Source organism: Acinetobacter sp. 1542444, assembly GCF_000581835.1.
Lineage (GTDB): Bacteria > Pseudomonadota > Gammaproteobacteria > Pseudomonadales > Moraxellaceae > Acinetobacter > Acinetobacter pittii.
The window spans coordinates 80511-92753 of sequence record NZ_JEYA01000002.1 but is presented as its reverse complement, the minus strand read 5'-3'; the positions used below and the strand labels follow the sequence as shown (position 1 = coordinate 92753).

18 protein-coding genes are annotated in these 12243 nt (G+C 37.2%); 17 read left to right on the top strand and 1 reads right to left on the bottom strand.

Annotated elements, in window-relative coordinates:
* Positions 1-56 precede the first annotated feature (56 nt).
* Positions 57-935 (top strand): hypothetical protein, encoded by an 879-nt coding sequence (locus tag J580_RS09420; RefSeq protein ID WP_032003963.1) that lies wholly within the window; start codon positions 57-59, stop codon positions 933-935.
* Positions 936-1028: 93 nt separating this feature from the next.
* Here J580_RS09420 and J580_RS23800 read toward each other — a convergent pair whose 3' ends face one another.
* Complete coding sequence (locus tag J580_RS23800) at positions 1029-1397, bottom strand: Arc family DNA-binding protein (RefSeq protein ID WP_050675748.1); 369 nt, start codon at positions 1395-1397, stop codon at positions 1029-1031.
* 113 nt (positions 1398-1510) lie between these two features.
* Between J580_RS23800 and J580_RS09410 the strand changes: the two genes are divergently transcribed.
* The 16 genes from J580_RS09410 to J580_RS09335 all read left to right on the top strand — a co-directional run bounded on the left by J580_RS09410 (position 1511) and on the right by J580_RS09335 (position 12240).
* On the top strand, positions 1511-1666 hold the full coding sequence (locus J580_RS09410; protein ID WP_155762374.1) for a toxin-antitoxin system HicB family antitoxin: 156 nt from the start codon (positions 1511-1513) through the stop codon (positions 1664-1666).
* Complete coding sequence (locus J580_RS09405; protein WP_032003962.1) at positions 1663-2388, top strand: phage antirepressor KilAC domain-containing protein; 726 nt, start codon at positions 1663-1665, stop codon at positions 2386-2388. Before J580_RS09410 ends, J580_RS09405 begins: the two co-directional genes overlap by 4 nt.
* 80 nt (positions 2389-2468) lie before the next feature.
* The gene (locus J580_RS09400) at positions 2469-2786 is read left to right on the top strand and encodes a hypothetical protein (protein WP_032003960.1); all 318 of its coding nucleotides are present in this window, start codon (positions 2469-2471) and stop codon (positions 2784-2786) included.
* Positions 2783-3034, top strand: a complete 252-nt coding sequence (locus J580_RS09395; protein WP_032003959.1) for a hypothetical protein — start codon at positions 2783-2785, stop codon at positions 3032-3034. Before J580_RS09400 ends, J580_RS09395 begins: the two co-directional genes overlap by 4 nt.
* 88 nt (positions 3035-3122) lie before the next feature.
* Positions 3123-3350 (top strand): hypothetical protein, encoded by a 228-nt coding sequence (locus J580_RS09390; protein WP_032003958.1) that lies wholly within the window; start codon positions 3123-3125, stop codon positions 3348-3350.
* Entirely contained in the window at positions 3347-3796 is a 450-nt protein-coding gene (locus tag J580_RS09385; RefSeq protein WP_032003957.1) for a hypothetical protein, read from the top strand. The genes J580_RS09390 and J580_RS09385 overlap by 4 nt, the downstream gene beginning before the upstream one ends.
* Before the next feature lie 221 nt (positions 3797-4017).
* The gene (locus tag J580_RS09380) at positions 4018-4647 is read left to right on the top strand and encodes a hypothetical protein (RefSeq protein WP_032003956.1); all 630 of its coding nucleotides are present in this window, start codon (positions 4018-4020) and stop codon (positions 4645-4647) included.
* 121 nt (positions 4648-4768) lie between these two features.
* The gene (locus J580_RS09375; RefSeq protein WP_032003955.1) at positions 4769-5080 is read left to right on the top strand and encodes a hypothetical protein; all 312 of its coding nucleotides are present in this window, start codon (positions 4769-4771) and stop codon (positions 5078-5080) included.
* A 40-nt stretch (positions 5081-5120) separates the two neighbouring features.
* Positions 5121-5768, top strand: a complete 648-nt coding sequence (locus J580_RS09370; protein WP_032003952.1) for a putative metallopeptidase — start codon at positions 5121-5123, stop codon at positions 5766-5768.
* A 46-nt stretch (positions 5769-5814) separates the two neighbouring features.
* Positions 5815-6297 carry a DUF2280 domain-containing protein gene (locus tag J580_RS09365; protein WP_032003951.1) on the top strand — a complete coding sequence of 161 codons (483 nt, stop codon included), beginning with the start codon at positions 5815-5817 and terminating at the stop codon, positions 6295-6297.
* Positions 6275-7801, top strand: coding sequence for a phage terminase large subunit (terL, locus tag J580_RS09360; RefSeq protein ID WP_032003950.1), 1527 nt, complete (start codon positions 6275-6277; stop codon positions 7799-7801). Before J580_RS09365 ends, terL begins: the two co-directional genes overlap by 23 nt.
* 8 nt (positions 7802-7809) lie before the next feature.
* On the top strand, positions 7810-9144 hold the full coding sequence (locus J580_RS09355; RefSeq protein WP_032003949.1) for a DUF1073 domain-containing protein: 1335 nt from the start codon (positions 7810-7812) through the stop codon (positions 9142-9144).
* On the top strand, positions 9089-9904 hold the full coding sequence (locus J580_RS09350) for a phage minor head protein (protein WP_032003948.1): 816 nt from the start codon (positions 9089-9091) through the stop codon (positions 9902-9904). The genes J580_RS09355 and J580_RS09350 overlap by 56 nt, the downstream gene beginning before the upstream one ends.
* Before the next feature lie 60 nt (positions 9905-9964).
* Positions 9965-10216, top strand: coding sequence for a hypothetical protein (locus tag J580_RS09345; protein ID WP_032003947.1), 252 nt, complete (start codon positions 9965-9967; stop codon positions 10214-10216).
* Between the two features lie 66 nt (positions 10217-10282).
* Positions 10283-10981: a hypothetical protein gene (locus J580_RS09340; RefSeq protein WP_032003945.1), complete on the top strand. Its 699-nt coding sequence runs from the start codon at positions 10283-10285 to the stop codon at positions 10979-10981.
* Between the two features lie 62 nt (positions 10982-11043).
* Complete coding sequence (locus J580_RS09335; RefSeq protein WP_032003943.1) at positions 11044-12240, top strand: DUF2213 domain-containing protein; 1197 nt, start codon at positions 11044-11046, stop codon at positions 12238-12240.
* Positions 12241-12243: the final 3 nt, after the last annotated feature.

The following is a 12243-nucleotide window of genomic DNA, read 5'->3' as shown; positions in this document are numbered from 1 at the left end:
TGGGGTATATTATTAAGCTATTAATAAATCTTTGTATATGATTTATCTGGGGTAACATGGAAAAATATACGATTGAGGAATACTCCTATAAAACATTAGACGATATCTCAAACAGACTACAAAGGGTTCTGACTGGATTGAAATTTAGGGTTGATGTGAGTCAGCAATTCAGAACTTTATTAAAACAACTAGAATTACCTAAATTCCGAGCCTTGGTTAATGAAACCATTGAGAAGTTTGGAGACATTTCATTATTTGAAAAGGTCTTAGATAAACAAATAAGTTCTAAGTTTGAAAAGTATGGTCGTGTAGACCATGAAAAAGCTTTTATAATTAGTCTATATCTCTATGCAATAAATCTAAGATTTAAATTAGAAGAAAATTTTGAGCTTGTGGAACCAGTTTATTTCTATAATCTAGTGTTCAATGAGATACCAGGTTCTAAAACATCTAAAAGAAAAAAGTTGAGCTTAAAAAATATAAATTTGAAATTAAAAGAAATTGAAATAGTTTTTAATAATCCGAATGGTTCAGGGATATTTTCCCTATCACATTTAAGATTAGCTACATTTTTTTGGCAGCTATGTGCAGCAAAAATTCTTATTAATAAATATAGTGATAATCTTTTTTTTCTAAAATTTTTAATTACAACTGATGTCAGACTTGAATCATATATTCAAAGTCATTTTGAAGAAGAGGAGCAGATTGAATATGTAGCTCAATCGAAGGGTGGAAAGGCAAAAGCAAAAAAATTAAAAGAGAGCAGAGATCAAATTTTTGAGGAAATAAAATGTCTTTGGGACACAGGGAAGTGGGATAAAGTAACAACCTTTGCTTCAGATATTCATGATCTTGAAGAAATAAGTTTGCCTTATAGCACTGTATACAACTTTACACGTAAGTATAAAAAAATGAAAAGTGCTAGCACAATTTAAAATGTACTAGTGTACTTCTTTGAATAACCTAATAAAGCATTCAAACTAGCCTCATCCCCATGATGAGGCTTTTTATTGATTTTCAAAAAAGTATTACTTTTTATAATCTGCAAGGGCATTAAGTAAATTATTTATTTGAGATTCATAGCTTTGATTCATAAATTGAATTTGTTTTTCATACATATTTAGGTGTTCACGATATGTTTTTTCTAAGTTTTCTAAAGTCTTTTGATGTGTTTGGTATTTAACTTCAAGAGATGCATATTCAATTTTTAGTTGCTTAAGTAAATCTTCAATGAATTTATCAGTGGCATTATTATTTTGTTGGAAGCTTTCTTCTAGTCTAGAAACCATTTCTGCACTTTGCGAGCGGTTATTTTCTTCGGCAGCTTTTTCAATTTTTTCTTTCAATTCAGGAGGAACACGTAATCGAACAATAGTGTGATCAGCTTGGTTACTCATAAATGACCTCGTAAGCCACAAATTGTGGCAAATATTTTAGTTAACTTATTTACATTACCACAAAGTGTGGCTATATTAATTAAATGCCACAAATTGTGGCAATTGGAGGTATTATGAAATTTAAAGAATTTATATATGTAAAAGTTCGCTTGGAAATTGATGCGCACAAACAACTCAAAGAAAAAGCTGAGTGTGAAGAACGTTCAATGAACTATCTTATCAATAGGGCAGTCAAGTTATTACTAAGCCAAGAAGGAATAAAAGAATGAATGCAATTGTCTCAATACAAGCCCAGTCTATGAACAGTTTGGAAATTTCTGAATTGGTCCAATCTGAGCATAGAAATGTAAAAGTCTCAATTGAGAGACTTATACAAAAAGGTGTTATTCGAAATACTCCAATGACGAATTTCGAAAAAATCAATAACTTAGGGTTTGTTTCAAAAGTTGGTGTATATGTTTTTGAGGGTGAACAAGGCAAACGTGACAGCATTATCGTGGTTGCTCAACTTTGCCCAGAATTTACAGCTCGTTTAGTAGACCGTTGGCAAGAGCTAGAAGCACAAGTAGCAAAACCTGTAGACCCAATGCAGCTATTGTCTGATCCAAATCTTTTACGTAATGCTTTACTGACTTATTCAGAAAAAGTGATTGAACTGGAGCAGAAAGTTGAGGTTATGCAACCTACCGTAGAAGCGTTTGACCGAATTGCTACGGCTGATGGAAGCTTATGTTTAACCGATACTGCAAAAGCATTACAAATGCGTCCTAAAGACTTTATTTCTTTACTTAACCGTAAACAGTGGATTTATAAACGTGCAGGCGCTACTCACTATTTAGGATATCAAGACAAAGTACAGTCAGGTTATTTAGAACATAAAGTGATGGAAGTAACACGTGGAGATGGTTCAACCAAAATCACAGAGCAGGTGAGAGTAACACCAAAGGGATTAACCAAGCTTTCAAAGCTTCTAGGAAACAATCATGTTTAATTTAGGCAATAAAAAAGCCCTTCAAAGAATTCTTGGCGGAATTAAAGGGCTTTGGATTGCTAACACTTGGAGTATTAACGATGAATAGTATGGTCCAAATAACTAACAATAGCAACTTTGAAGCATTATTGACCTTCGAAGAAATCGAAAAATATGAGACAAATGAAGTTGGAGTAATGCGACGTATTACATTGGCCTCATTAACTCAATCATTTAATGAGCTTTTGCACTCTACATTGAATAGTGAGGGTGACGGTGAAGCATTTTTAGAGTTATTAAATTGCTCATCCAATTGTGTTGAGTATTTTAAAGAAATGCTTCAGCTCGCTGAACAGGCCCAAAAACGCTTAGCTATGGTTGGATATGCCTATCTTGAACAACAGGAGAAAGCAAAATGACAATAGTGATTAAAGAACCTGTTGCAGTAGTAGAAGCTGATCTAAAGCATATGATTCAACTGATAGGCTTTGCCAGCGATATGGCAGAACAGCTTAATGTGATGTGCAAGATTATTGAAGAAAAAGCTGATAAGGGTAGTGATATAAAAAGTCTGGCACACGTAGCTCGATGTTTTGCAGAGAGTTGGGCGAATACGTTTGATTGTGATCGTGAAGATTACGAAAATAGGTATTTTTCTAAAGTATAGATATCGAAGTAATATTTATAGCAATAAAGCCAGTGTTGACAATTGTCAACATTTGGCTATAATTTAAGCCATAGTAAAAGGATTATGAATGAAAAAGCATCCTAATAAACATATTCGAGAGGCAATCGAATATGCAATTGAAAATGGTTGGGATGTTGTAGAAACGGGGAAATCAGGGCATGCATTTTGTCGGTTGAAATGTGTACTTGGTCATGCAGAGCACCAAATGAGCGTCTGGAGTACTCCTAAAGACCCGGAAACACATGCAAAGCAAATCCTTCGTAAAGTTAAGCAATGTAATGGAGATGAACTATGAATACTTATCACTTTACCGTTGTGGTACGTGATGCTCGTTCAGATCTAGCAGACCTTGAAGATAAATTTTTTGAGGCAGGTTGTGATGATGCATTACTTTGTAGCTACAACGATACTATATACCTAGAGTTTGATCGAGAAGCTGAAAGTGCAGTAAAAGCAATTCGCTCGGCACTAGAGAATATTCGTTCTTTAGGATTCTCAGATTTAGTGGTTGAAGAACAAGGTTTTTCAGTACTGTCTGAAATGGCGGATCGAGCGGGTATGAGCCGACAGGCTCTTTCATTGTATGCTCAGAATAAGCGTGGTGATGGTAACTTTCCTAAGCCAATGTATGGGTTATCTTCTAAATCAGCAATGTATTCTTGGCCGGAGGTTGCCACTTGGTTATTTAATCAAGGAAAATTAGAAAAAACTCACTATGAAGTTGCGAAAGCATCAATTTGATCTATTGACCTTGATCAAGGCAAGTGTTATTTTTGCATTATAGTGGTCGAAGTGTAAATATTATTACCACACTGGTGGTTATTCGATTACCTAACGCGACAGATATATTTTCTGCGTAGTTACTACCACACTGGTGGTTAAAGAGAAAAGCTCATCGAAAGGTGGGCTTTTTATTTATACGAGTAAATAATAAAAGATCCAATTTTATAGTGGGATAAGATATGGATTACGAAAAACTTATTACATTAGCTTCAAAGTTCTACTCACGTGAAAGTTTAAGAAAAACACATGAAGAAGAATCTGCCAACTTAGAGAATTTTGTCCAAAAAGTAAAAGAAATTAATAATCCTTCTGATGATGAAGATTCTATTGAATCAAAATTATTAGCTAATCGATTGAATTCACAAGTAAGAGCTTTAACTGGAGCAAATATTGCTTATTATGATGAATTTATTTTATTAAGTAGTTATTTTGATCCAAATACATTCATTAAGGATTATCGCGTCTATGCACAAAATAGAGAAGCTTTTAAATTAAAACTTAGCTCAGATCAAAAGTGTGTAAAAGAAATTTTGATTAATAGTAAAGGGCATAAAAATAGAGTCAAAAATTACAGGGGTATTATAGTTGGCTTTATTTTGGTAATTGGATTTTACAGAATTTCTATTAGTCCTGTACTGCAAAAATGGTTGAAAAATGAGTGGCATTTACCAGACTTAGCCCAAGGTATTATTGTTCAGGGAATTGTATTTTTCTTTATAACGGTAGTATTTAGAATTTTTCTTGATTATGAAGCCTATAAAGCTTTATTGCACAAAATAAAAGAAAAAAATTCAGAAACCACTAATTAGTACACAAGAAATCCCGCTAAATATCGATTATTGGCGGGGCTTTTTATTTTCAATTTAATCTTGAAATTCATCATTTAAAGCTTATATAGATAATTCAAACAATTAATAAATAAGGTTTAATATGTCTAAAAATGCACTTTCAGATTTAGCTAAAGTTATTGTAAATAACTTCTATATGAAAACTAAAGACACTAGTAATTTAAGCGGTTCATATATTGGTGACATCCTCTTTGAAGTGGTTGAGGCAGATAGAGATCTTGGTGGACTCGGCTATCCTGTAGAAATGTATTTTAATAATAGTGGTATGACTATTACTTTAAGTACAACTAAAAAAACTGAGACTTTTACTTGGGATCAAGTACCTAAAGGGGACAATAAAAAGGAAGTTGTCGAATTTATTGAACGAATCTTAAGAGATTATTTCTACGCATAAGAAAAGGCCGCATAAGCGGCTTTTTTAATGGATTCAATTTATGAAAAACGAAGTCGGCTTTCATGTTCCTGTTCGTCCAATGCCTCCCGAATGGATTTTTGAAATGGGTACACCAAACTTTGTCCCAGCTCCAGAATTGTGGGAATGGATAGGCAAGGTATTTCTAGACCCAAAATCTAAATTATTTAACCCTGACCATATGCATTTACGTTCATTTAGATATCCCGATATTGCTGTGATGTGGGTGAGATCTGGCTTTAAAAAGCAAGGACGTCAGGTTATCGGTACAACTGAAAAAGTTATGTTCAATGCTGGTGGGTGGAAGAAAGAACGACAAGAAGAACAATTCATCCAGTGGTTTCAACATATTCCTGAATATCTCATTACTTTTGATGCTTCTTATTCACGTATTGCTAGCGATGTGAACTTTTGTGCTTTAGTTGAGCATGAGCTTTATCACATAGCACATAAGAAAGACGAGTGGGGAACACCGGCATATAACAGGGAAACAGGTATGCCTAAATTAGCTATACAAGGACACGATGTTGAAGAGTTTACGGGCGTTGTACGTCGATATGGAGCAAGTGAGGATGTCAAAAGAATGGTTGAAGCAGCTAATACAAGACCTGAGATGACGCGTGCTGATGTTCATTATGCTTGTGGCACTTGTAACTTAAAGGTGGTTTAAATTTTTTTGCCACTCTACTTGGACGTACTTGGACGGATAGAGATAAATGGCAAGGCTAAATAAACGGGTAAAACTCTATATAGTACGGTCACTTGCCATGTATGAGACACCCAGCGAAACAGCAAAAGGCGTCCAAGAAGAATTTGGAATTACAGTAACCAAACAGCAATGTGAAGCATACGACCCGACAAAGAAGACAGGGCAAGATTTAAGCGAAGAATTTAAAAAAGAGTTCTATAGAGTCCGTAAGGAAATGAATGACAACCTTAGTGCTATTCCGATCGCCAACATCGCATACCGCCTTAAACGCTTACAACGATTCATTGACCTAGAACAATTTAAAGAAAACCCTGTCATTGTGCCGAGCTTAATGGAACAGGCGGCTAAAGAAGTCGGTGGTCTTTATACCAATCGCAAAGAAATAACCGGCGCTGGTGGTGGGCCACTCCAAAGCGAGAACGTAACCCAAGTTGTTGCAACGCCTGAACAGATACGGCAGGGGTTAGATGAACTCAAAGGTAAATACTAAGCTGCTAGAAATGCAGTTAGAACGGGAGCTCTGTGAGAAAGAACATTTATTCTTTACACGGCGTTTTTTCTTGCCCCGTATGGGCTTTAAGTTTTCGGTCAATTGGCATCATGAATATATTGCCGACAAGATTGACGAAGTAATAGCTGGCAAGGTTAAGAACTTAGTTATTAACGTTCCACCCGGAAGCGGTAAAACTGAATTACTTACAAACCTTATTGCCCGTGGAATAGCGCGTAATGCTCGCTCCCGCTTTTTGTATTTATCTTTCTCGCAGTCACTTGTAGAAGATGTATCGGCAACAGCAAGAAACATTGTTAAGTCGGAAGACTTTCAGAATTTATGGCCTGTAAAGATTTCTACCAGTACGGATGCAAAATCTAGCTGGAAAACTACTGTTGATGGTTACGATGCTGGTCATGTTTATTCTGCTTCAATGGGTGGGCAGGTCACTGGTCGCCGTGCCGGTACATTAGCGGATGAAGGCTTTACCGGTGCAATTATTCTGGATGACCCATTAAAGCCTGAGGATGCTTTTAGCCAGACCGCAAGACGTAAAGCTAACCGAAAGATCTTAAATACGGTCAACTCGCGTAAAGCTAAATCTGACACGCCAATTATTCTGATCATGCAGCGGTTACACGTTGAAGATCCGACTAACTTTGTGATGACGGGTAATGTACCTGGTGAATGGGAACAGATCAGTATTCCTGCACTTATCGATGATGAGTACATCAGTAAGTTGCCTGAAAAAATACAGAGCAAAATTCCACGCAATGTTGAGCGAGATGCGAAAGGCCGTCAAAGCTATTGGCCATTAAAAGAATCATTGCAATCGCTATTGCAACTCGAAAAAGGTGGACAGGATAAAGATGGCGCAACAGTATCCCGTTATACGTTTGCAAGCCAATATCAGCAAGCTCCTAAAAAGCTGGGTGGTGATCTTGTTAAATCTGAATGGTTCCCGCGATATTTGGAATTACCAGTTCTTAAGTGGCGTGCAATATGGGCAGATACAGCTCAGAAGATCAAGAAGCATAATGACTTTTCTGCGTTCATATGTGCTGGCCTTGGCTATGACAACAACCTTTACATCATTGATGTAAAGCGCGGCAAATGGGAAGCACCAGCACTATTAAAAGTAGCTAAGGATTTCATTAAAAAACACAAAGATGGCAATACCCAAATCGGCAAGCTTCGATATATGGCTGTAGAGGATAAGGCGAGTGGTACCGGATTAATTCAAACCATTGCTAAAGAAACAACATTACCTATCCGGGCTATTCAGCGTGGCGATGACAAGCTATCGAGGACTATGGATGTAATCCTATATGTTGAAGATGGCCGAGTCTTATTACCTGCAGAAGCATCATGGCTATTGAACTACGTTGAAGAGATTGAAGGGCTCACTGCTGATTGGTCACATGACCATGACGATCAGTGGGATCCGACAATTGATGCTATTAACGATTCAATAGCGAGCAAGCCAACTGTTTTTGATTAGAGGAAATTATGGCTGAAGATAAAAAGTCCGATGCAATTGGCGATGCAGGGGCGTATACAAACTTTGTCTCAAATATTGGTACCGAACGGGACAAAGCTTCTCACGGTTCATTCGTTAAGAAAGTAATTCCTGATGAGCAATTAGAAGCAGTGTATCAACACTGGTTAGCTAAGCGAATCGTCAACCGTCCTGCAAGTGACATGCTTCGTGCTGGTTGGTTCTATGAAGGGATTCAAGACAACGATTTATTGAAGCTTAAAAAGGCGTGTAAGGCTTTTAACTTAGATGGGGTGCTCTTATCTAGTCTAGTCCTTTCTCGCTTATATGGCGTTTGCTATGTGCTTCTAGGTACAGTAGACGGCGGCAACTTAGATCAACCATTTGATTTAAACAAGTTAGGAGTTGGTCGTTTGGAGTTTTTCACGGTCCTGAAGAAAAAGCAGATTGAAGCCGATACTTCAAAGTACTTACCTCCAAATGAAGCAGGCGGGCTACTAAAGCAACCTGAATTTTACAAGCTTAAGCTCGATGGGAAGTCTAACCAACTGATCCACCACACGCGCTTGATTAAATTTGGTCATGCTGATGTGGTCAATGAAGAGCCAGTCAGTGTTTTACAGGAAGTTTATGAAGATCTGCTAGATCATGCTGCTGTAAAGAAAGCTACTGCTAGTCTAGTCCATGAATCAAAAATTGATGTGATTAGAACTCCGCATTTGGTTGATAAGATCAAAGAGGATCTAAAAGGTGTAGCAGAACGTTTTCTTAGTGTTGGGTTGCTTAAAGGTCTAAACGGCATGATCGTTTTGGATAAAGAGGAGGAGTATGACTCTAAATCTTATAGCTTTGGTGGCTTACCTGACCTTATGCGTGAATATTCGATACAAACTTCTGGAGCTGCCGAAATGCCATATACGGTTTTATTCGGTCAATCACCAGCGGGAATGAATGCAACAGGTGAACATGACGCACGCAACTATTATGACAGTATCGCAACTAAGCAAACATGGTCATTAAAACCATTCATGTTAAGGCTTCTAGGAGTGATTGCTCAAACTACATTTGGTCGTCAGATTCCAACTCTGGACGTTGTGTTCAATCCTCTATGGCAGTTAGACGCTAAGGTTCGTGCCGAGGTTGAGAAAGCTAACGCAGAACGTGACGATAAATATCTTCAAATGGGTGTCATTACAGAGCCACAGATAGCAAGACAGCTTGTTATTGACGGTGTTTATTCAGTGATTGATGAAGAACATATCAAAGAGCTTGAGACAATGGTGAAGCCTGATGACGACGATAATACAGATACTGAAACCGCACCTCCAGCAAGCAAAGAAACGTAAGAAAGGTCGTAAAGCTTCTAAGCCCCGAGCAGTGCATGTAAATCGCCGTGTAGAGCTTTATTACACACGGCAATTACTAGCTATTTCAAAGTACTGTCAGGAACAAACTAAAGAATTGGTAATTCCTACGGTTGGACAGAATATCGGTGATGCTTGGTTCTCGGACATGATGACGGCGTTTAGGGAAAAGCTCACAAAGTATGTTGTTGAGGTTTCTCGACCATTGGCCACAAAGGTTGTGACTGACACCCAAAAGGAAGTGGACAAGCAAATTGCGGAGCACACCAAAACAATTATTGGTGTGGATCTAACCCCGTTTTATCGAGCTGCTGATATTCAGAACGAGGTAGATCTAAACATTACGGCCAATGTCAGTTTGATTAAGTCTATTCCTCAGCAATACGCCGATAAGCTTGAAGTGCTAATTACCAATGCTTTGCAGACTGGCCAAACAAATGAAGAGTTGGCCAAAGCTATTAAGCAGTTAGGGTTATCAACTGATTATCGTGCACGTCTTATTGCTAGTGACCAGATGGGCAAGATTAACGGCCAGATTAACCAAGCCCGACAGCTTTCAATGGGTGTTGAGACATATACATGGCAAACGGCTAAAGATGAGCGTGTGCGGCCAGATCATCAACATAAGCAGGGCAAGACTTTCAGATGGGATTCACCACCAGATGGTGGACATCCCGGTCAGCCTATCCGATGTCGATGCGCGGCTTTACCCAACTATGAGGATATTTTGATTGATGTATAGAATAATTAAATTTTTTTATATATATTTAGGTCTTAACTTTATAAAACAAAGGAAAATCAAGTGACTATAAATGCATTATTTTTAATTCCACATAGTAGTGTATTGCGTGATTCTGGCCAAGTAAGTTTAAAGGCTAAATTGAACTTTATACCAAAAGCTGGGGAAGAAATTAATTTGAAGTATAATGATTATTCACATCAATTAATTATTTCACAAGTGGTACATCATATAAAAGCTTTTGATTTGGATACGGATACATCAATAGTTGAACAGGAAGCATATCATTCTATTGATGTGCATTTTGAAGATTAATTTTTCTTTTATTTACTATTTAATCCAATTTATTTGGATTAAATAGTATTTGGGTACAGCATTTTTATGAAGAAGATTTTATTTGTTTTTTTGATTTTAACTTCTTGTTATACTATTGGGGCAGATGTTGATAATACTTTGCTTCTGAAAAATTTAGAGGCTGCAAATACTCAAATTGAGGTCTTAAAAGCTCAAGTTGAGGTTATGAAAAGTTATCAAGACAAGTTTCTAACAACTGTATATTGGTCTTTAGGTACTGTACTGGGGATCGTTATTTTATTGATAGGTTATAACTGGTTTACTAATTTTAAAAGTCAAGAAAAGGAAGTTCAAACTTTAAAAAATTTTATTCAAAATGAATTAAATCAAAAGAAAGTAATGCTTACTGAAGATATGGACAAGAAAATAGGTGAAACGCTACGCAAACAAAATGATAGAATTTGGGGAGAAATACATAGACTTAAATATGAAACTATTTTGAGTGAATTTAAATATAAGAAAGACTTAAAATTATATTCGACATGTATATTGAATGTTAGTGAATTAATGATAGTTAATAAAGAAATTTCGAGCAATTTTAGAACTCAACAAATTTTGGATTTATTGGTAGAAATCCTTGAATTAGCTGATAAAGAAAATAAGCAATATATTTTAAGTTCTGACATTTTATCTACTATTCATAAAACGTTAAATATGGTTGGAGATGAATATTCGATGATTAAGAATAAGGTGAATAACCTTATTAAGAAGATGCAAAGTAAATAAGTTTTTAAAATTTAATATCTGTTTTTTGCCACCTTCGGGTGGTTTTTTATTGAGCGCAATTTATGAAAAACATTTACCGCTTCAAGATTGGTGACTTTGTGCCAAGTGAATCGACACGCTCATTTACCAAAGAAGGGTATTTGAAATGTGTAAATGTGCGCCTGGGAAAAGCACCTCAGGTACGTCAGTACTATGCGTATGAGTTCCCAAACTTAGAAGGCTTTTCAGCAGATCAGACTATTCACGTCTATACATCCGCAGAAGAACTATTTAAGCCAGCAGCGATTAAAAGTTGGGATGGTGCTGATGCTACAGATTATCACCCACCCAAGAATGAAATAAATGCTGCTAATTGGAAGGACTACCACATTGGCTATTGTGAGAATGTCCGCCAAGAAGGCGAATATCTATTGGGCGATTTGCTCATTAAAGATAAGGACAGCATTGATTTAATCCAGAACAACGAGCGATTAGAAATGTCGCTGGGTTATGGAGCCACATTAGTTTTAGAGCAGGGCACGGCGCCAGATGGCACGGTGTACCAAGCAAAATTTATCAATTTTATTGGCAATCACGTAGCACTCGTTAAATACGGTCGCTGTGGTGGTGATTGCCGCATCGGTGACCAAAAGCAAACTCTACCAGAGGGGAAAACAATGGAAGTAATTGTAAACGGTATGCGTTTTGACATTGGCGATAACAAGCCTTTGGCAGACGCATTGAAGATCCAGCAAGAGCAGCTCGAAAATTTAAAAGCTGCAAAGCTTAAAGTCGGTGATAAGCAATTTTCAATCGGTGATGAACTAAATGCTGTTCAAGCGGTTGTAGATCAATTGCATACCGATAAAACCACGCTTGAGCAGAAAGTCGGTGATCTGGAAAAAAACCAGATGACACCTGAAAAGCTAGAACAAGCTGCAACCGAACGTGCTGCTGTGATTGCCGATGCTAAGGCATTGGTACCAACAGTTAAAACCGAAGGCTGCACATGCGAGCAAATCAAACGCGATGTAATTGCGGCTAAAGCGGGGGATGCGTTGGTAACTGCTTTATTAGGTAGCGTTTCGGTAGGCGATGCTAAGCCTGATCAGATCGATACAACTTTCCGCGCTTTGTCTGCTGTGAAAGGTACTCACCCATCTAATCCTGTTGGTGATGCACTTCATAAGCAACAAAACATTCAAGCAGGTGATGGCAAACCAGATGATGGAGAGCCTAAACCTAACAACAAAAAAGAAGCTTGGAAAAAAAGCTTCTAAGAA